Genomic DNA, 21234 nt, shown 5'->3' with positions numbered 1-21234 from the left:
AACTGTTGCTGATGGGGCGGTTGTTATTAATGTTCTGCAACGATTTTCAAATCTGGCTTCATTTCTCCCGCGACTCTAGCTACGGTAAAAGCATGAATGCCCTCACCCGTGTCGTCCGCAGTTCCTCGGTTGTTGCCATCCTCGGCCTCGCCGCTGGCCTTGTTGCCTGTGGCTCCAATCAGACATCTTCGGGTGGGCCCACCCAAATCCAGCAACAATCGCTGAGCGCGGACGGAAGCAACAGCGCCTCCGCAATCCAACCACTCGGGGATACCAACTCCACGATGAAGACGCAGCGCGCCGAAGCACCCGCGAAGCTGGTACCCACTGCGATGCGCGCCGGAGCACACCAGAATTTTGATCGCGTGGTCATCGAGCTCGCCGGCGAGGGCACACCTGGCTGGCATGTTGACTACACCACCACCCCACAGCAGCAAGCTAGCGGGCTCGATCTAAAGGTCAGCGGTGACTCTTTCCTTAACGTCAACATTGACGGCACCACTTACCCATTCGAGGTAGGCATCCCAGACCCTGAGCTCACCCCCGTTAAAGGCGAAGGCCCCGCCGTGGTCGAAGTGGTATCCGGTGGAACTTTTGAAGGCCGCTCCCAGTTCGTCATCGGACTCAAAGGCGATCGGCGTCCCTATTCTGTAGCTTTCCTGGAAGACCCCAAACGCTTGGTCATCGACTTTGAGCAAAGCTAGTCATAGCTAGCTTCTATCCGCCACCGCCCCGCCAACCACACCAGCAAGAAGGCGCGCTGGGCGCCTGCTTGATCTACCACCAATTGGAGTCGGGCATATTTTTGCGCGGCGTCAGGCTCCCACCACCGGTCGTCGATAGGCCAAGGCCCCGCCCATCCCAGCACGGCACACCGCCGCGCGCCCTGCACCGCCCAGACCGGATCCCCGCTGAGGACCGCGTCCGCCCTAACAAAAACCGGATCCCCAGCAGCATCCACTAGCTGTATAGCCGAGGCAGGGTGACTGGCGGCGCGCGCCGGGAGCGGTGAGGGCAACGCCCCAAGCCACGGCCCCGCTTGGCGACGCTCCGGAACCTCCTCCCCATAAGGCACCAGCTCCACCTGTTCTGTTGCTCCACGTCCGCCAGTAGCTCGCGGCTGCAATACCGCATCCGTCCCCAGCAAGGACTGCACCCGATTAATCACGCGACGCGCCTGCGCCGCCTTGTCATCGGAGGCTCCCCACAACCCCTGGTCATGAACAGGAACGCTCACCTCAAGCGGCTCGAGCGCCAGCGTAGTAATCTCTGGGATCTGTCTACTCGTGAGCCAGCCGTCGAGCTGCCACCGCACCCGATCCGCTGTCGCCGATTCCGTCAACGGTTCCCGCGTGCGCCACACCCGCGCCAGCTCCGTATCCGCCACCGCGATCACCTTAAGGCGCTGGCAGATCACCCCGGCGCGCTGCAGTTTCCCATGCAAAGTCACCGCTAGTGTGCGTGCAAGGAACGCCGCCTCATCCACACGGGTGATCGGCTCCTCTGGAGTAAGTTCCACTCGCAACTCACTCGTCGGCAGCTCCGGCGCCACCTTACGATCCTCGCGGGCCTGCGCAATACGTTGACAACGCAAGCCCGCCCTGCCAAAGCGCGTCACCACTGCCGATGTTGGCAGCGCAGCCAATTCTCCGAGCACACGTATGCCCAGCGTGCGGAATGCTCGAACAGTATCCGCGTCACAGTGCAGCGCTTCTTCAGCCATGAGTAGAGCCAGTGGCTGATTAGCCAAAAAGGCTTGACTCCCCTCAGGAGCCACCACCGCCCCGATGCGCGCAGCAATCACCGCGGTGGCAATGTCATCTGCCACCCCGACCATGCAATCCACGCCTTTCAGCGCAGCCGCATCCGCCAACAGTTGCACGGCGCGGGCCTCACTGCCGTAGAAGCGGCCAGCAGCACCGGCGTCGATAAGCGCAAGCCCCGGCCGCAAAACCTCGACGCTTGCAGCGACCTCCCCCAGCCCATAAACCACCACCTCAAACTCACGCGCATCCCTATCTTCATCCCATTCAGCGATCGTGAGCTGCGGGAATAATGCCTGAGCCTCCCGCACCCGCATGCCACGTTTCACCCCTTTGCCACGGGCGGAGGCAGTGCAAGCGCGCACCCGATGATCCTGAGTCACTGCCATTACGCCAGCGGCATGCGGGGGCCAATCGGGAAACCATACCGCCATGACCCGCACCTAAACCACCCGAAGCTGCGGCTTCTGCGACACACTGCCCACAGTCAAGCTTTGGGTAGTAACACCAGTTTTCCCGACGATATGCACCGTCATATTCATGCCACGAATCCGCCCTACCCCTGGGCCAATGCCCTGATAGTCACTCACCCGCGCCGTGATGCTGAGCTGTGGCGACGACACTCGCACATTCACTAGCAGCAGGACAGCATGAGACTTTCGCAGTTTGCCCAACAAAGGACGCGCCCGTACCGGAGAAAGTTCCAAAGGCACCTCCGTGCGATAGAGCACCAGATCCATCCCCTCAGTGAGCACGGCTACCGTATTCAGTGGATCGGGCCCCGGATCCGGAACAGCGACAATACGTTCGAGACCGCACTGCAGTTCCGCAAGCAATAACTCCGGCCAGCCAACGATGGCCACAAAGTTATTGTCCGCCACCACTGCCCGAATCAGCTCTACAATAAACGCGGGAGTATCACTGACCTGACACACCATTTGGCGGGCTAGCTGCAGATCCAGCCCCCGCGGCACAGGGAGAACATCCGCCGAGGTCACCTCTGGAGCTGGAGCAGCCCCCACCGCTTCCATCCTCGTTCGAAGCGCGACGATGCGCTCTTGCCGGCTAAGCCCGGAAAGATCCATCCCCACTTCTTTTCGAACGCCTGTTCCCAACACGTGTTCTAGTATTGCGGAATTGTCGGCTCAGTTCAACCGGATTACCAAGGCCCTGCGCCGAATTTGTCACTTGAGCTGGAAAAAATCTAGCTCACAGCAACCCTGCGGAGTGCGAAAAACAGCACAACCTCACGCCAAGTCATAACGCTGCGCCCACCGTGTGAGCGCATAGCGATTCGACTGCTGCGTCTTGCGCAGAATATTCGAGGCGTGAGTCTCCACCGTCTTAATAGAAATGAACAGCTCAGCAGCAATCTCCTTGTAGGTGTAGCCACGAGCAAGCAAGCGAAGCACCTCAAGTTCTCGACGCGTAAGCGCATCTACCAGTTCCGGCTGCTCTGCGGCCTCATCCACCACGCCAGCACCCGCATGGGAGTCCGGGGCAGCAAAGGCATCAAGAACAAAGCCAGCCAGCCGAGGCGAGAATACGGCATCTCCATCGTGGACACGGCGAATGGCGTCGACAAGCTCAGCTCCATTAATGGACTTAGTGACATACCCACGCGCACCAGCCCGAATCACCGAGATCACATCTTCCGCAGCGTCCGAAACAGACAGCGCCAAGTAGCGCGGAGTTGGCGCCCCTGCGATGACAGCCTGCCCACCACCATCGGGCATGTGTACATCAAGCAAAACGACGTCTGGCTTCGTCGCCACAATCCCCGCAATAGCGTCCGCTACCCCACCGGCCTCGCCGACAATATCCACCTGCGCAGAAATCTCCGCACGGACCCCGGCACGGAAAACGGAGTGATCATCGACAAGAAAGACACGAATCATGTCTCCGAGTCTACCGGCATTGTGATGTGGATTTCTGTGCCCTCACCCGGCTCCGTCTTCAGCTCTGCTTTACCGCCCGCGCGCTCCACGCGGCCAAAAATGGAATCGCACAGACCGTGGCGCGAGCCATCCACGTCCTTCGGATCAAAACCAACGCCACGGTCACGCACGAAGATCTCCACGTCACCGAACACCTCGGAATACACATCCACAGTAGATACCTGCGCATGCTTGGCAGCATTTACCATCGCCTCACGTGCAGCCAGCACTGCGGCTTGAGTCGCATCAGTGATAGGGGCATCCCCGACCGTCACCGGAGCGATGCGAATACCAAACATGTCCTCCACCTCACCTGCTGCCAGTTCCAGGGCCTGGGTAACGGTACTAGTAGAGGCGGTTTTGCCGTCGAAAAGCCACTGGCGCAGCTCTCGCTCCTGACCGCGAGCCAAACGCGCCACCTCTTGCTCATCGCCGGCACGCTTCTGGATCAACGCCAGTGTTTGCAGCACCGAATCATGCAGCCGCGAAGCGATCTCTGCCCGCTCAGCCGCAACAGTCTTCTCATCCCGCTCCTCCACTACCCGCTGCCACATCCGCAGCAGGAGCGGCACTGCGAGCACCGCCGCGCCCGCGAACGTAATCAACACCGCGGCAAAGGTAGCCCCGAACACCGCGGGGTCAGCCCAATTCACCGCCACTAGGAACACGCCTGCCAGCACCAAAGAAACACCGGAGATGATAGAGAACGCGTTCTTAGGCTTAGCCAGAGACTCCACGCCCTGGTCATAGGCGCGCCACACCACCAAGGCGCCCACACCAACCACCAAGGCTGGGATCAACGCAGATCCCTCAAAACCGGTGAGCAAAGAAAAACTCAACAAGGCAGCAGCGATACCAACCACCACAAAGCCCATGTTGACGATGCGCGGGGTGGAGGTATTCTCAGGGATCTCCGCTTCCAGCCCCGGCGGAGTCGGCTTGGTCAGCATCCACGTAGCCATGTAGAACAGCAAGCCCATGCCACCGAACAAGGAAGAAACGAGCAGCGCGAGGCGCACAGTCAGCACATCTACGCCCAGATGCACGGCAAGGCCAGACGCCACGCCGCCAACGACGCGGGTCTTCGGCCGATAAAACTTCGGGTACATCATGCGACCAATCATCGCATGACCCTGAGGAAAAGAAATCCGGGTTTCCCCCGATGTTTTCTTTTCCTCGCCACGCCACACTAAGAGTATGAACACACAAGCAATCAATGCCATGTGGGAATCCCGCCCAACACGTATCCCTAGCAGCCAAGGTGGCAACGCTAAGGTCGCAGGTGTCTGCGAAGGTATCGGGGTCCGATACCAGGTCGATCCCACACTCATCCGAATACTCTTCGTAGCGGCCGGTCTAGTTGGCGGTGGCCTCGGAGTCTATCTAGTCGCCTGGCTGATCATGCCTCGCTACTCCATGGAGCTCTCCCCCATTGAAGCGGTACTGAAAAACTCTGGGGAGGAATACCAACACGAGAAAAACACCGGCTGGTGGCTCCTTGCAGCGCTGATAGTCTTCGGTTTTAGTGCTACCAGCGGCAGCGGCGACCTAGTCAGTGGCTCCACACTGGTCTCCCTGGCCCTAGCCTTCGCGGTCTGGTACTACCTGCACTCTAAGCAGCCAGAGACGCCTACCACTCCTTATGCCGACGTGGGACCGGCAGAAGGTTTCCAAACACCCACCCCACCAGCATGGGACCCACTCGGCGCAGTGCCGGCCCTCTGGGATCTACCCGAACCAGGCCCCGCACCAGCACCTGCCCCTAAAAAGAAGTCGCATGGGTGGCTCTGGATTGGTGGTGCCATTGCGGTGCTCGCCCTCGTTACGGCAGTCACCAATACCGATTTCCACACTTCCGCTAGCAACCTCACCTCAGTAGTTAGCAACGAGTCCCAGCTGCAGGACACCTACGAGAACGGCATCGGCAACCTGACCCTCGATCTCTCTGACCTCGCACCACTAACGGAAAACCGCACCGTGCAGGTAGATAGTGGCATCGGCAATGTGGAAATCCGACTTCCCAAGGAAGTACCAACCAAGCTTGAGTGCGAAACCGGTCTCGGGGATTCAAACTGCACCCCAGGACTACACAACGAAGGCCCTGGCAAGGTACTCACCATCAAGATCGACAGCGGTATCGGACAAGTAACGGTGGATTAGAAAACTACCCCGCCCTTTAAGACACTCCAGCAACCAAAAACCGCTTGGGCATTCTGAGAATGACGATGCCCAAGCGGTTTAGTACACCACTGCTAATCCGATAGCTAGCTGATGTTTACTCCCATTCGATGGTTCCTGGAGGCTTAGAGGTGCAATCCAGCACCACGCGGTTAACGTCAGGTACCTCATTGGTGATGCGGGTGGAAATCTTCTCTAGGACGTCGTAAGGCAGGCGGGTCCAGTCTGCGGTCATTGCATCCTCGGAGGACACTGGGCGCAGCACAATTGGGTGGCCGTAGGTGCGGCCATCGCCTTGGACACCAACGGAACGGACGTCGGCAAGCAGCACAACTGGGCACTGCCAAATCTCATTGTCCAACCCAGCCGCGGTGAGCTCGGTGCGTGCAATCAGGTCTGCAGCGCGCAGAGTTTCGAGGCGCTCCTGGGTCACTTCACCGATAATGCGAATGCCAAGGCCAGGCCCTGGGAATGGCTGGCGGTTAACAATCTCCTCCGGCAAGCCGAGCTCACGACCGACGGCACGGACCTCGTCCTTGAACAGTGCGCGCAGCGGCTCGACGAGCTTGAACTCGACGTCATCGGGCAGCCCGCCCACATTGTGGTGAGACTTGATGTTAGCGGTACCCGCACCACCGCCGGACTCAACCACATCCGGGTACAAGGTACCCTGCACCAAGAAGCCAACTTCCTGCCCCTCAAGTACCGAGGCCACGGCGCGCTCGAAGGAGCGGATAAACTCGGCGCCGATAGCCTTGCGCTTCGCCTCTGGATCAGTCAAACCAGCGAGCTTAGCCAAGAAGGCATCCGCCTCATGCACAGTGACGAGGCGGGCGCCGGTCGCTGCCACGAAGTCAGTCTCTACCTGCTCACGCTCGCCAGCGCGCAGCAGACCATGGTCAACAAAAACACAGGTCAGCCGGTCGCCGATTGCGCGCTGCACCAAAGCCGCTGCCACGGCCGAGTCGACGCCACCAGACAGACCACAAATAGCACGGCCTTCTGGGCCGACCTGCTCACGGACAGCCGCAATCAGCTCCTCCGCGATGTTAGCCGCCGTCCAGTTCTGCTCCAGACCAGCGATCTCGGTGAGGAAACGAACCAGCACTTCCTGGCCATGCGGGCTGTGTAGCACCTCTGGGTGGTACTGCACACCAGCCATACGCTTTTCTACACATTCAAACGCTGCCACTGGCGCGCCCGCGGAAGAAGCGGTGACAGTGAAGCCGGCGGGGGCTTCATGCACTGCATCGCCGTGTGACATCCACACTTTGTGGGTTTGCTCGAAGCCCTCATGCAAGAGACCACCGGAGACAGTCATGTCAGTTCGGCCGTATTCACGGTTGCCGGTGTTGGCCACCGTACCGCCCATTGCGTGGGTCATCGTTTGGAAGCCGTAGCAGATGCCAAAGACAGGCAAACCAAGCTCGAAGATAGCTTCGTCGATCTTGGGAGCGCCCTCCTCATAAACGGAGGAAGGCCCACCGGAGAGGACCAAGGCCAGCGGATCTTTGGCCTTAATCTCTTCGATGGTTGCGGTGTGCGGAATGACCTCGGAGTAGATCCGGGCTTCACGCACGCGGCGCGCAATGAGCTGTGCATATTGGGCGCCGAAGTCGACGACAAGTACTGGGCGTTGAGATTGCGGATTCACGCCCCAAAGTCTATCCCACGTGCACGTGTGGGCGCGATTCACCTTCGACGTATTTTCGGCGCAGAATCTCGTGTACCAAAGCGGCGTTCTGTCCGCGCCCCACAAACAAAGCATTAGTGAGAAATCTTTAGCTACAGAGCCAAACAAGATCAGGGCACAAGCTGCCCCAGTATGCAGTGGGTCAGTACCGTGGTAGCGATTCACAATGAAAAAATGCGTTGAGTACCCGAAGCTTTGATTTGCTCCGAGAACTCAACGCATAATATTGCTAGCCCGGTGAACTAGCGCAGTGCCAGCGAGACCTTTTGGAAGCTCTTCAGGTCCGTGTATCCGCACTTGCCCATCGCGCGCTTAAGGCCGCCCACAAAGTTGAGGTGGCCGAAGGCATCCGTGGATGGCCCATGCAGGACAGTCTCCAAGGACGGCAGCGGTTGCTCTTCGAGGTTTTCTGCCGTAACCACACCACGTGGGAAACGCGGATGAGCGGCAACGGCAGGCCAGTAGTAGCCCTGAGCGGCAGCTTCTGCTGCTTGAGCGAGTGGCGCACCCAGCACTACGGCGTCTGCGCCACAGGCGACGGCCTTCACGACGTCGCCGGAAGACTCAATTTCGCCGTCAGCAATGATGTGCACATAACGGCCACCGGTCTCGTCAAGGTAGTCACGTCGAGCAGCTGCTGCATCAGCGATGGCCGTTGCCATTGGGGTCTCAATGCCAAGCGCATAGGCGTTGGTATTGTCTCCGCCACCGACGATGATGCCTGCCGCTCCGGCGCGCATCAGGTGCATAGCCGTGGTGTAGTCGCCTACCCCACCAGCAATGACGGGCACATCAAGGTTGCCGATGAATTCCTTGAGGTTCAGCGGTTCACCGTCTGCCTGCACATGCTCGGCGGAAATCAGCGTGCCCTGAATGATCAACAGTTCAGCGCCGGCTTTGATCACCACTGGGGCGAGAGCGTGTGCCCGCTGTGGGGAAACCCGCACCGCAACGGTGGCACCAGAGGCACGAACCTCAGCGATGCGCTCAGCAAGCAGTTCTTCGTCCAACGGCGCAGCATGCAGCTGCTGCAGCAGCGCGATCGCCTTGGAATTGAGGATGTCAGTAGAAAGCAGTTCTTCGCCTGCGGCCGCTACCACCTGAGCAATAGTGCCGGCGAGGTCGGCATGCCGTCCCCAGAGACCTTCGGCATTGATGACGCCCATGCCGCCCTGCTTGTCCATCTCGATGATGAACTCCGGAGTCGCTAGCGCGTCCGTCGGGTGGGACATGAATGGGATTTGGAACGTGTAGGCATCAATGTTCCAGGTGGTATCCACATCCTTGGAGGAGCGGGTGCGACGCGAAGGGACGATAGAGATGTCATTTAGGCCGTAGGCGCGGCGGGCCTCGCGGCCCATGCCGATTTCAACAATGTCTCGCATTGGGGGTGTTTCCTAGCGCTGGTAGTAGTTAGGTGCTTCGACGGTCATCTGAATGTCATGAGGATGTGACTCGCGGAGGCCAGCGGCCGTGATCTGGACAAAGCGAGCATTCTGTAGGTCTTCAACAGTTGCGGAACCGGTGTAGCCCATGGCAGCGCGGAGGCCACCAACCAACTGGTGCAGGATGGAATCGATGCTGCCGCGGAATGGCACGCGTCCTTCGATGCCTTCTGGTACAAGCTTTTCTTCGCTCTTAACATCAGCCTGGAAGTAGCGGTCCTTGGAATAGGAACGCTTCTCGCCGGTGAGCCCACGTCCTTGCATCGCGCCAAGCGAGCCCATGCCGCGGTACATCTTGTACTGCTTGCCGTTGACCACTGCGATCTCGCCTGGGGATTCAGCAGTGCCCGCGAGCATCGAGCCGAGCATTACAGTGGAAGCGCCGGCTGCCAGTGCCTTGGCGATATCCCCAGAGAACTGCATGCCACCATCGGCGATGATAGGAACGCCCGCTTTCTTAGCGACGACTGCGGCCTCCATAATCGCGGTGATCTGCGGAGCACCCACACCTGCAACAACACGGGTGGTGCAGATGGAGCCTGGGCCGATGCCGACCTTTACTGCGTCTGCGCCAGCCTCAATCATCGCCTGAGCAGCGCCACGGGTGGCTAAGTTGCCGCCAACGATCTGTACTTTGTCTCCGAAACCTTGCTTTACCTTGGACACCATCTCAAGTACGCCACGATTGTGGGCATGCGCGGTGTCTACGATGAGCACGTCAGCGCCGGCGTCGACAAGCGCTCCGGCACGCGACCAGGAATCCGCACCCGTGCCGATACCTGCGCCGACGAGCAGTCGACCGGAGCCGTCTTTGGAGGAGTCCGGGTACATCTCGGTCTTTACAAAGTCCTTGACGGTGATCAGACCGACGAGCTTGCCTTGCTTATCGACGATCGGGAGCTTCTCCACCTTGTTGGTGGACAGCAAGCTCAGTGCTTCTTCCTTGGAGACGCCTTCTTCTGCGACGACGAGAGGCATTGGAGTCATGACTTCAGCGACACGACGGCTCATGTCCTGCTCGAAACGCATGTCTCGGTTGGTGCAGATACCGACGAGCTTGCCGTCCATGTCAACGACGGGAAGGCCGGAGATACGGAAGCGAGCGCACAGCGCATCCACTTCACCGATGCTCATGTCCGGGGAGCAAGTGATTGGGTTAGTCACCATGCCGGACTCGGAACGCTTAACAATTTCTACCTGTTCGGCTTGATCGTCGGTAGACAAGTTGCGGTGCAGCACGCCCATGCCGCCTTGCCGAGCCATGGCGATTGCCATGCGGGCTTCGGTGACAGTGTCCATAGCAGCGGACACGATAGGAGTCTTCAGGCGGATCTCCCGCGTCAGCTGACTCGAGGTGTCCACGTCGGATGGGATTACGTTCGACTCGTCCGGGATCAACAGGACATCGTCAAAGGTCAGCCCCACTAGCGCTACCTTGTTTGGATCTTCTCCACCAGTCGCAACTTGATTGTTCATCATAAAGCCCTCCTCAAAGCCGTCAATTGATACCTAGAGTAGTGCTTTGCCGGCATTTAGGGTAAATCGCGGTAAGGTTTGCTCTGTGAACTTTGATGGAATGCCACTCGACCCTTTTGCGGACGACCCAAACGACCCGGCGTCGTTCTTGGAGCCGGACGATGACTTCCCTCCGCTCACAGTTGACGAACGCGCACACGTCCTCGAAGATCTCACCCTGTTGGAGAAGTTTCAGGCGGCTTTGGAGCCACGTGGAGTCCAAGGAATTTTCTTCTTCTGCGAAGATTGTGAGGAACCGCACTACTACAACTGGGAGATCATGAAGGACAACATGCGCTCCTTGCTAAGCGGAGAGCAAAGTCCCGTCCATGAACCCAGCGCGCACCCTGACGTTGATGCGTATGTGCCTTGGGATTACTGCTTAGGTTACTTGGACGGGTTCAACGCTCGTTAAGGCATCGGCCGCGTTGCGGTACCGGTGACCTCGGTCGGCTCACCGGTAGGAGACTTCGTGGTTGTCACCGTGGTAGGTGGCGTCACTGTCCCTGAGGTTTCCGGCGCAGTAGGTGGCTGAACCACGGTAACCGTGACCGTTTCTACCTCAGTCACAATCACTGGTGGCAGCTGGATCACAGGCTCTTTTTCGGTGGTGGTGGCAACGGAGGTCTCTACAGCAACCGAGGTTGCGGTGGTTGGGACACTCTGAGTGACGGTGGTCTCCACCTCGACGATACGTGCTTCGAGCTCATTGATTGCCCGTTGCGTGGATTGGCGATCCTGAGAGTTGACCGCATCCGCGAGTATCCGAGCTTGTTCAAGCACACGCATCGCACCCTCGACATCGCCCTCTGCGTGGCGCTTGTCAACCTCATCCAAGGCACTGGCCAAATCAACCACTGCTGCATGCCCGCCAAATACGGCAGTCTTGGCACCCCACAATGGCGAGGATGGATCCGCATTGTAGATGGCACCACCCGTGCCAGCGAGGAGCACCGTTGCGGCAGCGGCGCCAACTAGGCTGGCCATCCACGGGCTCACCCGACGACGCCGTTGTTTGTCCAGCGAAGCGACGGCTGGAGCCGCTGGCAGAAGCTCATCCAAGGAAGGCGCATTCGGAATCGGTGCGTTGACCTCACGATGCAGTTCCAGCATCATCGCGGCTAGCGGATCGGCTCCGTCGCTAGGATCGACGCCGCGCGAAAGGTCATCGAGAAAGGCGTCGGTGCCGAACAGCTCATGGAACTGTTCGGTGGTGCCTTTCTCATCACGACGATCGGTCATTATTTTTCCTGCCCATCCAATTGCTTCCGGAGCGCCGCCAGTGCTCGATGCTGAGCGACTCGGACGGCTCCCGGGGTGCTTCCTACAATTTCGGCGGTTTCTTCCGCCGAAAGACCAACAAAAACCCGTAGTGTTACGATTTCTCGTGCCTTCTCATTTAATGAATCGAGAAGTTCACGCACTCTGTTACTACCATCGCTGACCAGCGCAAACTCCTCGGGAGTATCGCGGTCTTGTACGGAATCTGGTACTTCATCAGTAGGATTGGAAAGATCTTTAGCAAAACTACGGTGGGCATCTGCCACCTTATTCGACGCAATACCGTATACAAAGGCCATGAACGGCCGTCCGCGATCCACATAGTTGCCAATCGAGGTTGCTACAGCAAGTAGGACTTCCTGCGTAACGTCATCTGCGGTGGGATGCTTGCCACCACTGACGCGGGCACGGGAATATCGCAAAATCGGCGGGTGAATGATCGAGATGACTCGTTGGAGCGCCCGACGATCTCCGTCGGCTGCAAGCGGAACCAGTTCCGCTAGCTCCCGTTCGAAGTCATTCACCTAAATACGCCTTTCGATTCTGATCTCCCATACACATGGGTCCGACAGATCATTGTTACGCGACTTTTAAGAATATTTCACATTTGACTGGCGTCCGACACCAAATTGTGACCAATCAGGCCGATAGGAAAAAGTTCACCTACAGTTAATCTACGCGCATTGCCACTGATAGCGACAAGTTTTTCCCTCCGCAAACCTTGCGTGTCAACTGCAGTTCATCTGTTTCGACACCAGTTGTTTACCCAAGGCGTTCAAGATTCACTGGCGTACCGAAAATTCCAGACACAGGAGGAAGTCCCATGCCGCAGCCTAGCCAGCTTCCAGGCCCGAACGCAGACTTTTGGGATTGGCAGCTTCACGGCTCTTGCCGAGGCGAAGACTCCGCAGTTTTCTTCCACCCAGACGGCGAGCGTGGTCGCGCCCGCACGCAGCGTGAGAACCGCGCAAAGGCGATTTGTCGCGAGTGCCCCGTATTGACCCAATGCCGTCGCCATGCACTCGAAGTTGCCGAGCCTTATGGCATCTGGGGTGGCTTGAGCGAGTCCGAACGTGACATGCTCCTGCGCCCTCGCCGCGGCAACCGTCGCATGGTTGTATAACAAAAAGCCACCCATCGCCTTTTAAAACGATGGGTGGCTTTTGCCGTCACAGCAATTAGTGATGGTGGTGATGCCCAGCTTGCGGAGCTTCCTCCGCTGGCTTTTCGACGACAGATGCTTCCGTCGTCAGCACCATCCGGGCCACCGAAGTAGCGTTCACTACTGCCGAGTGGGTGACCTTCACTGGGTCAATGATGCCCATCTCCAGCAGGTTGCCATACTCGAGCGTCGCAGCGTTGAAACCTTCACCGTTAGGCAGCTCTGCGGTACGGGCAACGACGACTGCGCCGTCGACACCCGCGTTCGCACCAATCCAGTAAGCCGGCTTCACAAGCGCGCGGGATAGTGCGAGCACGCCCACCTTTGCATCGCCTTCAAACTGCTCAGCATAGGATTTCAGCTCTTCAGCGATCTGCACCAGTGCAGAGCCGCCGCCAGCGATGACGCCTTCTTGGGCCGCAGCACGGGCCGCATTGATCGCGTCCTCCACACGAAGCTTGCGTTCGTTCACTTCGGTTTCGGTCGCTGCTCCCACCTTGATGACAGCGATACCACCAGACAATTTGGCGAGGCGTTCCTCAGCCTTTTCTTTGTCCCAGGTGGAATCCGTTGTTTCGATCTCGCGGCGGATTTGCTCACGCCGGTTTTCTACGGCCTCAGCAGTGCCAGCACCGTCGACAATGATGGTCTGATCCTTGGTCACGGTGACGCGACGGGCAGAACCAAACATGCCCAAGTCAGCTTCATTCAGGTTGATGCCGACCTCTGGGTCAATGACGGTAGCAGCGGTAACCACAGCCAGATCATCCATGAAGGCCTTGCGGCGATCACCGAAGTACGGCGACTTCACAGCGACGACCTTGAGAGTCTTGCGAATCGAGTTGACCACGAGCATCTGCAGTGGCTCACCATCAAGGTCTTCCGCGACGATCAATACCTGCTTGCTGGACTCAACGATCTTTTCCAGCACCGGAAGGAAGTCCGGCAGGGAGCTGATCTTGTTGCGAACCAACAAGATCAGCGCATCGTCGAGTACCGCCTGCTGCGTGTCAACGTCAGTGATGAAGTATGGGGACAGGAAGCCCTTGTCAAAGGACACACCCTCAGTGATGTCAAGAACGGTCTCCATCGACTGGGATTCCTCCACAGTGACTACACCGTCTTTGCCAACCTTGTCCATTGCGCCAGCGACCATCTCGCCGATCTCAGGATCGCGGGAGGACACGGTAGCGACGTTGGCAATCTCCGCCGCAGAAGAGACATCGGCAGCACGCTCTTGGAGCAGTGCCACAACCTTTTCTGCACCAGCAGCGATACCGCGGTTGAGCTCAACCGGGTTGGCTCCGGCTGCTACATTGCGCAGGCCTTCTTGAATCAGTGCCTGCGCGAGCAAAGTTGCAGTAGTGGTGCCGTCACCAGCGGTGTCATTGGTCTTCACCGCCACCGACTTCACCAGCTGAGCGCCGAGGTTCTCGAACGGCTCCTCGAGGTCAATTTCGCGGGCGATGGTGACGCCGTCATTAGTGACGGTAGGGCCACCGAACGCCTTGTCTAGAACCACGTTTCGGCCACGTGGGCCGAGGGTTACTTTGACGGCGTCGGCAAGCGCGTCGACGCCAGCCTGGATGCCCTTACGAGCGTCTTCGTCAAATGCGATGAGTTTAGGCATTGGCCCCTACTTTTCAATGACAGCAAGCACGTCACGCTGGGACAGGATGAGGTACTCCTGACCCTGGTACTTGATCTCGGTGCCGCCATACTTGGAGAAGATGACAATGTCGCCTTCCTTGACGTCCATAGGGATGCGGTCACCGTCTTCGTCGAAACGACCAGCGCCCACGGCGATAACAGTTGCCTCCTGTGGCTTCTCCTTGGCGGAGTCTGGAATGACCAGGCCAGACGCAGTGGTGGTTTCAGCCTCGTTGATCTGGACGAGGATCTTATCTTCCAAAGGCTTGATGCTTGCCACGATTAAAGCTCCTTATGAGTATGAGATGTGCCGGTTGCGATGCCTGCACAGCCGTCGTCGCGGGTGAACAACTGTGTTCTAAACAACCTACTGGCACTCTACCCTTAGGAGTGCCAGCTCTCAACACAATAAAAAACCGGCCATCGTTCCTGGCCGGCAGAGCTATTAAGAGTGCAGGTTAATGACGGCATCTCGCCAGAGCTGAAAGTCCTCCGGCTCGTCCGCACGGTAGTTACGAGCCGCGCGAATCCCATGCTCAACCCGTTCAATATCAGCATCGCTAATATCCTCGCCCGCAACGCCTACGAAAATAACAGGGCCACAAATCGCGGTAGTCGGATCGGTATAGAACGCAGAGTTACCAGTGGCAGCTTCATTTCGAGCCATGGAAGCAACCGGGTTAGGCTCCGAACCATCTTCGCGAGCATCTGGCGAATACAGTGCCGCCAGCGCAGTCCCATCCTCCTGGAAAGCTACAGAAACACGGTCACTTTCAACACGTCCCAAGAATTGGGCTGCCTGCTCCAGCTCGAATTCGATCTTACGACTAGTCAGATCAGGGTTTACCAAGTAACCGAGGGTCATTTCTTCTCTCCCAATACTTAAAGAGGGGATTGCAATTACTGGATATCATCATACATGGGTTTACCTAATATTTGCGCTCACTTAACTAACTGTTCATTTAGACAAGCGGTACTTCAACCTCGAGCGCAGGATCGCATCCAACAGTCATTGCAGATGCCACCGCACCTTCATGAATTAACTGGGCAGCCAGTGCAGCGATCATGACACCATTATCCGTGCAGTACTTGAAACGAGGCACCCGCAGCTCAATCCCTGCAGAAGCACATCGCCGCGCAGCCAGCTCCCGCAGCCGAGAGTTCGCAGCTACTCCACCGCCAAGCAACAACACCTTCGCACCGGTCTCTTTACACGCGGCTACCGCCTTCTTGGTCAAAGAATCGCACACCGCCTCTTGGAAGGAAGCACACACATCGGCTACAACGATCTGCTCCCCTGCCCGTTCTGCAGCCTCGACAAAGCGCGCTACTGCAGTTTTCAAACCTGAAAAGGAAAAGTCGAGAGAATGCGGAATGGCCCGGGGAAACTTGATGTTTGGAGTTCCCTGCTGCGCCAGCTTGTCAATGATCGGGCCACCCGGGTAACCCAGGCCAAGTAGTCGTGAGACTTTGTCGTAGGCCTCGCCAGCGGCGTCGTCAAGCGTCGCACCCAACTCGCGCATGGGCGCACCGACACTGGTGACTTCAAGAAGCTGCGTATGTCCGCCCGAGACCAGCAATGCGATCGCATGTGGAAGAGGCTCGCCCTCCAAGTTCGCCACCGCTACGTGCCCGCCGAGGTGATTCACTCCGTAGAACGGCACCCCCCAAGCAGCCGCATAGGCCTTCGCCGCGCTAGCCCCCACCAACAACGCACCAGCCAGCCCAGGGCCGACGGTGGCCGCAACAACGTCCGGTTTATCAATCCCCGCCTCGGCCAACGCCGCCTGCATCACCGGACGAATGGCCTCCAGGTGCGCACGCGAAGCAATCTCCGGGACCACCCCGCCGAAACGCGCATGCTGCTCCATCGATGAGGCAACCTGGTCTGCAAGCACCGTCATCTGGCCGTCCAGCAACTCAATGATGCCCACTCCGGTCTCATCGCAGGAGGATTCGATTCCAAGAATGATCATTGCTGGGCCTCCCGTTTCATCGTGTACGCATCCGCGCCTGATGGTTGGTAATAATTCTTACGGATTCCAATGTTGCTGAAACCGTACTTTTCATACATTTTGATTGCTGGAACGTTGTCTGTGCGAACCTCAAGAAACACCGGTCCCCGCATAAGGTCAGCAACGTGCATTAATTGATCCATGAGCTGGCCCCCAATCCCCTCGCCTTGGCTAGCAGGATCCACGCCAATGGTATGGATCTCAAACTCGGGATCTTCGTGAGTCCCAAGTAAGCTCAGGCCGGCATAGCCAACTAGTTGGCCTGCGTCTTCAAACCCCACATAGTGATTGTTGGGCTGCTGAAACTCCTGCATGAAGGCAGCTTCTGACCACGGATCATCCCCTGGAAAGAGCAACTGTTCTAGTTCCGCGCAGCGCCGCGCATCTACCACCTCTAGCTTGCGAATCACAGCTGCACATCCGGGATAGCTGGGCTTTTAGGTTTAGACGCCGGCTCCTTAGCATCAGGACGACGCAGGTAAAGCGGGATCAGGGGCTCAGGAGCCACACTGAAATCTACCAACCCGACCAATGCCACCGGAGTGGGATAAAGATCATGAGTGCCAGCGAGGTGTGTGCGCACCGACTCTGGCATGTTCACTGCATCAAAACCAGCCGTCGAGATGTCCGCATAGGCGCTGACCTCCGGACCTGCAACGCGAGCGCCGTCTTCATACCTTGCCCAATACACTTCTTTGCGACGCGCATCGGTACACACCAGTGCCTTTCCAGGAAGCTGCACCCCAATAGCATCGAGGGAACACACTCCGTACACCGGAATGCCTAAAGCATCAGCAAATGCTAGACCGGTGGCCATACCGACGCGCAGGCCGGTGAAAGGCCCGGGCCCAGCGCCGACCACTACGGCATCCACATCGCTAAATTGCTTAGCAGCTGCACTAAGTGCGCGTTGAGTCGCCGCGACCAATTGTTCATTGTGATCACGGCAGTTTTCGAGAATGCTTTCACCTACCGACTTGCCGTCTTCAACGAGGCCGGTGACAACAGTGGATGTGGAGGTATCAATTGCGAGGACTAGCACGGGCTCTATGCTAGCGCCTGCCACCGCCACGAGACGATCCGCGCCTCAGATTCCGGGTCCTCTGCAACGGCCGTCGTCCGGTCCAGCGAGACGAAAAGATAGTCATCTGCAATCTGCTCGACCAGTCCCCCGCCCCACTCTGCGATTACCACGGCCTGCAAGAGGTCTGTATCCAGGTCAAGTGAGTCGAGGGCACCGCTTGGATCCACGCCGGAATCAAGGAGTCGATAGGCATCCACGTGGACCAGGCTCGGCCCCGTAGAAAGCGAGCGATGTTCACGCGCAATGACGAAGGTTGGGGATGTGACGCGTCCTTTCACGCCAAGGCCACGTGCGATCCCCTGTGTAAGCGTGGTTTTTCCCGCACCGAGCGGGCCATCCAAAATCACCACGTCACCAGCCTCGAGAGCCGCGCCGAGTTGTTCCCCCCAAGCCTGGGTCTGCTCGGGAGTTTCAAAGCGTTCCTCACCGGATGCCGGAAAACTCGACTTCATCACTTTCCTCCCACGTATGTGCGAAGGGTTCGCCCCTTGGGTAGGCAGATTATTTCATAGTTGATGGTGCCGATGGCGTCGGCAAGCTCGGTGGCGTTCATTTCACCGCGCTCGCCTGGTCCGAACAGGATCGCTTCAGCGCCAGGCTCGGTGGTGTCTTGGTCCAACCACACCACGATCTGGTCCATGCAGACACGCCCCACCTGCGGGTAGCGCTTGCCGCCGATGGTGACCTCAAGGTGGCCCTGCGTGGCGCGAGGCAGGCCGTCAGCATAGCCCACCGGAACGACGCAATAGTTGCCGTCGCGGGGTGCCCGCCAGGTCAGGTTGTAAGAGGTGCCTTCACCCTGGGAGATCCGCTTGACCACACTCACTCGCGCAGACCAGGTCATCGCAGGTTTCAGGCCATGGTCCTGCCCTGGCATCGGCTCCAGTCCATAGAGAATCAGTCCTGGGCGAACCATTTGGTAGTGCAAGTCCGGGCGAGTGAGCGTGGCCGGCGAGTTTGAGATGTGGTTGACGGGAATGTCCAGTCCAGCCGCGCGGGCAGCGGCGATGGCGCGCTCGAAGGTGCTGGCTTGCTCGTCGGTAATCGGATTTCCCGGTTCATCCGCGCAGGCTAGGTGACTAAAAAGCCCGGTGACCGTTGTTTTGGAGCGCTTCAGCAGTTGGAAGACCTCCGCCCAGTGTTCCTCCGGCAGACCAGAACGACGCAGGCCGGTATCGATTTTGATGGCGACGCGGCAATCATAGTCAGCCACGGCCCGCGCATGTGCGAGGGTAGGGACACCAAGCTCGATGCCGCGGTCAATAGCAGCCACAAAATCCTGTTCGGCGGACCAGATCCACGCGAGGATTGGCTGGGTGATGCCTTTCTCTCGCAAGCTCAGGGCTTCCGTGAGCGTGGCCACACCGAATTGATCTGCGCCGTTTTCAGCCATGACCCGCGCTACCTCGACAGCACCGTGCCCGTAGGCGTCCGCCTTCACCACCGCCATGAGCTGCGCCTGCCCCGCCAAATCCTTAATAATCCGAGTGTTGTGCGCAATGGCGTCGAGGTCAATGGTGGTGGTCAGCAATTCCATGGTTATCAATCGTAGTCAACACCCTAGTGAGCGCTGCAGCTATGTCCCCGGCTGGCGCCGGTCCCCCTAAGCTCGCAGCCGCAAGGCAGTGCAGGCGAACGGCGCTCGCAACCATTCTTATCGACGCCTCAAAAGCGACCCCCTTGGCAATAATCCCTGCTAACACGTCCCCCGATCCGGGCGTAGCCGCCCAGGAACTACCCGCTTCCACTAAATAGACCTCGTCACTACTTGCGATCACCGTCACTCGCCCTTTGAGCACCACCACAGCATTAAATTCGCGGGCCATGGCCTGCGCGTCGGAGACACGGCCCTTAGGGCTGCGGCCACATAGTCGCTGGAACTCCCCATCATGGGGAGTTAATACGGTGAGGGAATCCCGTTGTTGGAGCAGTTTCTGCAGCTGAGGGTTCCCAGCGATTTGAGTGAGGGCGTCTGCATCGATGACCACAGGCACGTTGTCTCTCAGGATTTCCGCGAGCATTGGATCACTGGTGCCCGTTCCCGGCCCAGTCACCCACGCATCGACTTTCCCAGCCAGCGTGGCACCAGCGACCACCTCGGGCTGGGCCTGCAACACGTGGGACGTACAGGGGCCGACATAGCGCACCATCGAAGAGCTAGCGCGCGCAGCGGCCGTGGTACACAGCACCGCAGCTCCGGGATACTGTTCACTTCCCGCGTGGATCCCCACTACCCCAAGGGTGTACTTATGGTCGCTTGGCCCGGGCATCGGCCAGGCTTCCATCCCCGCCGAATATCCCCACGGCCGAGGCAGATACTGATCAATACCAAGGGGCTCCAACACCACCTGCCCGCAATGCTCCCACCCCAGGATATGCGCAGGTTTGAGCCCACCGAAGGTCACCGTGCAGCGCGCACTTATCGACGCCCCCAAGGACTCTCCTGTCATCGGGTCGATACCGCTGGGAATATCAACAGCCAAAACTGGATGAGCTCTGGCGCGCTCCGCGGCTTCAGCTGCCACGCCGCGAAGCGCGCCACGCGACCCGATGCCAAGGATGCCGTCAATAATGAGGTCCGGGTTGCTGATTCCACAGACCAACCGGGGATGTTTGATGGCGCCAAGGGCTGGGTGGATGCGCTCCCCTAGCTGCCACACCTCGATAACAACACCGCGTTTTTCCAGCTCCGCGGCGGCGTAGAGGGCATCACCGCCATTGTTCCCGGTTCCAGCCAGCACGAGGACCCTGGAACCGGAAACTTGCCCGCAGATCGACTTGAGCATGCGCGCAGCGCGGATCGAAACAGCGAACGCGGCCCGCCGCATAAGTTTTTCGCCGAGTTGCGCCACGAGGGGCGCTTCTGCGGCTCGGATCTGCTCCGGAGAGTACAGCGGCAGATGTTTTTGGGGAAGCATATTCTCCAATTTAGCGTCGGCGTAGGCCACTACGGCGGTACATCAACTCAAATACCTTCTCGGACGCGTCAGGAAGACTGGGCGCACATGCCAGCTAGGCATGGCAACCAGGTTCAGAATTAGGCAGCGACGGCAGCATGAAATAGCTCACTTCGTTTCTGCTGATTTCTACAAAATTACGTTTGCATCCAAATAGAGGCATCCTAGGAAAACTAAATGCGAAGTGGATGGAACTAATCGCTGGTTATGCTCTAGGACGCTTCTATTACCCAGAGAGCTACGCAAAAGGGGCTGACTTGCCGTCGGACAAGCGCAGGCACTAAAAAACCGCCCCTGGAACGCACACGTGAACTGGCCCCCGAAAGTTGGACTGGTTTAATTCTAGGCGGTTAGGGGTTCAAGGGTCTGGTTCCGGTAGTGCATCGGAGTCAGACCCTTGAGTCGTTTCTGGAGTCGTTCGTGGTTGTACCAGTAGATGTAGTCATCGATTGCCTTGTAGAACTCCCGCAGGCTGGTAAATGATTCACCGTGGTACATCTCAGTCTTTAAGTGCCCGAAGAAGTTTTCCATCACCGCATTGTCATAGCAGTTGC

At 58.4% G+C, this 21234-nt stretch carries 23 protein-coding genes; 4 read left to right on the top strand and 19 right to left on the bottom strand.

Annotated features, from left to right (window positions below; all coding sequences use genetic code 11):
* The first annotated feature begins 92 nt into the window (after nt 1-92).
* Nucleotides 93-704 (top strand): AMIN-like domain-containing (lipo)protein, encoded by a 612-nt coding sequence (locus WG936_RS06525; RefSeq protein ID WP_339564222.1) that lies wholly within the window; start codon nt 93-95, stop codon nt 702-704.
* Here WG936_RS06525 and WG936_RS06520 read toward each other — a convergent pair.
* The 4 genes from WG936_RS06520 to WG936_RS06505 form a co-directional block, all read right to left on the bottom strand.
* On the bottom strand, nt 701-2197 hold the full coding sequence (locus tag WG936_RS06520) for a Y-family DNA polymerase (protein ID WP_339564223.1): 1497 nt from the start codon (nt 2195-2197) through the stop codon (nt 701-703). The two genes, WG936_RS06525 and WG936_RS06520, sit on opposite strands and share 4 nt — an antisense overlap.
* A 9-nt stretch (nt 2198-2206) precedes the next feature.
* On the bottom strand, nt 2207-2881 hold the full coding sequence (locus WG936_RS06515; protein WP_339564224.1) for a hypothetical protein: 675 nt from the start codon (nt 2879-2881) through the stop codon (nt 2207-2209).
* A 129-nt stretch (nt 2882-3010) separates the two neighbouring features.
* Nucleotides 3011-3658 carry a response regulator transcription factor gene (locus WG936_RS06510; protein ID WP_339564417.1) on the bottom strand — a complete coding sequence of 216 codons (648 nt, stop codon included), beginning with the start codon at nt 3656-3658 and terminating at the stop codon, nt 3011-3013.
* Nucleotides 3658-4824, bottom strand: a complete 1167-nt coding sequence (locus WG936_RS06505; protein WP_339564225.1) for an ATP-binding protein — start codon at nt 4822-4824, stop codon at nt 3658-3660. Before WG936_RS06505 ends, WG936_RS06510 begins: the two co-directional genes overlap by 1 nt.
* Before the next feature lie 73 nt (nt 4825-4897).
* Between WG936_RS06505 and WG936_RS06500 the strand changes: the two genes are divergently transcribed.
* The gene (locus WG936_RS06500; protein WP_339564226.1) at nt 4898-5860 is read left to right on the top strand and encodes a PspC domain-containing protein; all 963 of its coding nucleotides are present in this window, start codon (nt 4898-4900) and stop codon (nt 5858-5860) included.
* Nucleotides 5861-5975: 115 nt separating this feature from the next.
* Here the strand turns inward: WG936_RS06500 and guaA are convergent, their stop codons facing one another.
* From guaA to guaB, 3 genes are all read right to left on the bottom strand, one after another.
* A complete protein-coding gene (gene guaA / locus WG936_RS06495; RefSeq protein ID WP_339564227.1) occupies nt 5976-7532 on the bottom strand; it encodes a glutamine-hydrolyzing GMP synthase in 1557 nt (518 codons plus the stop codon).
* Between the two features lie 281 nt (nt 7533-7813).
* Nucleotides 7814-8956 carry a GuaB3 family IMP dehydrogenase-related protein gene (locus WG936_RS06490; RefSeq protein ID WP_339564228.1) on the bottom strand — a complete coding sequence of 381 codons (1143 nt, stop codon included), beginning with the start codon at nt 8954-8956 and terminating at the stop codon, nt 7814-7816.
* A 12-nt stretch (nt 8957-8968) separates the two neighbouring features.
* On the bottom strand, nt 8969-10495 hold the full coding sequence (gene guaB, locus WG936_RS06485) for an IMP dehydrogenase (protein WP_339564229.1): 1527 nt from the start codon (nt 10493-10495) through the stop codon (nt 8969-8971).
* An 82-nt stretch (nt 10496-10577) separates the two neighbouring features.
* Here guaB and WG936_RS06480 point away from each other — a divergent pair, with 82 nt between their 5' ends.
* Complete coding sequence (locus WG936_RS06480; protein WP_339564230.1) at nt 10578-10946, top strand: DUF5319 domain-containing protein; 369 nt, start codon at nt 10578-10580, stop codon at nt 10944-10946.
* On the opposite strand, the gene WG936_RS06475 is transcribed toward WG936_RS06480, so the two are convergent.
* Both WG936_RS06475 and WG936_RS06470 read right to left on the bottom strand, forming a co-directional pair.
* Nucleotides 10943-11773, bottom strand: a complete 831-nt coding sequence (locus WG936_RS06475; RefSeq protein WP_339564231.1) for a hypothetical protein — start codon at nt 11771-11773, stop codon at nt 10943-10945. The genes WG936_RS06480 and WG936_RS06475 overlap by 4 nt on opposite strands.
* Nucleotides 11773-12336, bottom strand: a complete 564-nt coding sequence (locus WG936_RS06470; RefSeq protein ID WP_339564232.1) for a sigma-70 family RNA polymerase sigma factor — start codon at nt 12334-12336, stop codon at nt 11773-11775. Before WG936_RS06470 ends, WG936_RS06475 begins: the two co-directional genes overlap by 1 nt.
* Nucleotides 12337-12635: 299 nt before the next feature.
* Between WG936_RS06470 and WG936_RS06465 the strand changes: the two genes are divergently transcribed.
* Nucleotides 12636-12935 (top strand): WhiB family transcriptional regulator, encoded by a 300-nt coding sequence (locus WG936_RS06465; protein ID WP_339564233.1) that lies wholly within the window; start codon nt 12636-12638, stop codon nt 12933-12935.
* 55 nt (nt 12936-12990) lie between these two features.
* Here the strand turns inward: WG936_RS06465 and groL are convergent, their stop codons facing one another.
* The 10 genes from groL to WG936_RS06415 all read right to left on the bottom strand — a co-directional run.
* Nucleotides 12991-14604, bottom strand: a complete 1614-nt coding sequence (gene groL / locus WG936_RS06460; protein ID WP_339564234.1) for a chaperonin GroEL — start codon at nt 14602-14604, stop codon at nt 12991-12993.
* Between the two features lie 6 nt (nt 14605-14610).
* Nucleotides 14611-14904, bottom strand: a complete 294-nt coding sequence (gene groES / locus WG936_RS06455; protein ID WP_339564235.1) for a co-chaperone GroES — start codon at nt 14902-14904, stop codon at nt 14611-14613.
* A gap of 165 nt (nt 14905-15069) precedes the next feature.
* A complete protein-coding gene (locus WG936_RS06450; protein WP_339564236.1) occupies nt 15070-15489 on the bottom strand; it encodes a hypothetical protein in 420 nt (139 codons plus the stop codon).
* 97 nt (nt 15490-15586) lie between these two features.
* Nucleotides 15587-16600, bottom strand: coding sequence for a tRNA (adenosine(37)-N6)-threonylcarbamoyltransferase complex transferase subunit TsaD (tsaD, locus tag WG936_RS06445; RefSeq protein ID WP_339572430.1), 1014 nt, complete (start codon nt 16598-16600; stop codon nt 15587-15589).
* On the bottom strand, nt 16597-17049 hold the full coding sequence (rimI, locus tag WG936_RS06440) for a ribosomal protein S18-alanine N-acetyltransferase (RefSeq protein WP_339572429.1): 453 nt from the start codon (nt 17047-17049) through the stop codon (nt 16597-16599). Before rimI ends, tsaD begins: the two co-directional genes overlap by 4 nt.
* Nucleotides 17046-17681 (bottom strand): tRNA (adenosine(37)-N6)-threonylcarbamoyltransferase complex dimerization subunit type 1 TsaB, encoded by a 636-nt coding sequence (gene tsaB, locus WG936_RS06435; protein WP_339564239.1) that lies wholly within the window; start codon nt 17679-17681, stop codon nt 17046-17048. The genes rimI and tsaB overlap by 4 nt, the downstream gene beginning before the upstream one ends.
* A 5-nt stretch (nt 17682-17686) precedes the next feature.
* Entirely contained in the window at nt 17687-18175 is a 489-nt protein-coding gene (tsaE, locus tag WG936_RS06430) for a tRNA (adenosine(37)-N6)-threonylcarbamoyltransferase complex ATPase subunit type 1 TsaE (RefSeq protein WP_339564240.1), read from the bottom strand.
* On the bottom strand, nt 18175-19260 hold the full coding sequence (gene alr / locus WG936_RS06425; RefSeq protein WP_339572428.1) for an alanine racemase: 1086 nt from the start codon (nt 19258-19260) through the stop codon (nt 18175-18177). The genes tsaE and alr overlap by 1 nt, the downstream gene beginning before the upstream one ends.
* Complete coding sequence (locus tag WG936_RS06420; protein WP_339572427.1) at nt 19235-20641, bottom strand: NAD(P)H-hydrate epimerase; 1407 nt, start codon at nt 20639-20641, stop codon at nt 19235-19237. The genes alr and WG936_RS06420 overlap by 26 nt, the downstream gene beginning before the upstream one ends.
* A gap of 381 nt (nt 20642-21022) precedes the next feature.
* Nucleotides 21023-21234: IS3 family transposase (locus WG936_RS06415; protein WP_339572426.1), on the bottom strand; the 212-nt coding region annotated here is incomplete at its 5' end.

Origin of the sequence: Corynebacterium sp. H127, assembly GCF_037482665.1 — a bacterium.
In the GTDB taxonomy this organism is placed as follows: Bacteria; Actinomycetota; Actinomycetes; order Mycobacteriales; family Mycobacteriaceae; genus Corynebacterium.
The sequence above is the reverse complement of the archived record's forward strand: the minus strand, read 5'-3'. Positions and strand labels throughout refer to the sequence as shown.